This is a genomic window from Latilactobacillus fragifolii, from assembly GCF_905332535.1.
GTDB classification, from domain to species: Bacteria; Bacillota; Bacilli; order Lactobacillales; family Lactobacillaceae; genus Latilactobacillus; species Latilactobacillus fragifolii.
Genome location: NZ_CAJOCF010000019.1, coordinates 1 through 309, shown reverse-complemented (window position 1 = coordinate 309; position 309 = coordinate 1). Strand labels below are relative to the sequence as shown.

1 rRNA gene is annotated in these 309 nt (G+C 37.9%); it reads left to right on the top strand.

Annotated elements, in window-relative coordinates:
- Window positions 1–108 (top strand): 16S ribosomal RNA (locus tag J7Q78_RS09955); the annotation flags it as partial.
- Between the last annotated feature and the right edge of the window lie 201 nt (window positions 109–309).

The window sequence follows — 309 nt, the reverse complement described above, 5'->3', positions numbered from 1 at the left end:
CGGTGAGGTAACCCTTCGGGGAGCCAGCCGTCTAAGGTGGGACAGATGATTAGGGTGAAGTCGTAACAAGGTAGCCGTAGGAGAACCTGCGGCTGGATCACCTCCTTTCTAAGGAATAATACGGAAAGCCTTGAACATTTGAAAAGTCGAAACTTTGTTTAGTTTTGAGAGGTCTACTCTCAAACTTTGTTCTTTGAAAACTGGATAATAAGTAATATATTAGTTTTAAAAGCCGAGAAAACATTGCGTTTTAAAGAGTTTTTTAATAGAAATATGAATTAGTTCATATCGCTAAACTCAAATAATAAC